1 pseudogene is annotated in these 247 nt (G+C 51.4%); it reads left to right on the top strand.

Annotated features, from left to right (window positions below):
• Positions 1–132: 132 nt before the first annotated feature.
• Positions 133–247: pseudogene (locus HMPREF1992_RS11980) on the top strand (Clp protease ClpP); the annotation flags it as partial.

Raw genomic sequence — 247 nt, 5'->3', positions numbered from 1 at the left:
CGAACGACATCCGCAGTCTTGAGGACATGAATCCGATTGAATCTACCGAGGGCGGTGATTTGTACCTCATCAACGGGAATATGACAAAACTGAGGGACGCAGGTTTATTCGCCAACAAGAAAGGAGAGGGCGATGAAACGCAAATTTTGGAACTGGGTGCGGAACGAGGGAGAGAAGCGTGTCTTGCTTCTGGACGGTGAAATCTCAGACGAGACGTGGTGGGGCGATGAGATCACTCCCCAGATGT

It is taken from the genome of Selenomonas sp. oral taxon 892 str. F0426, assembly GCF_000468035.1.
Classification (GTDB): Bacteria; Bacillota; Negativicutes; order Selenomonadales; family Selenomonadaceae; genus Centipeda.
Note: the sequence above shows the minus strand (reverse complement) of the source record. Positions and strands in the feature narration are given on the sequence as shown.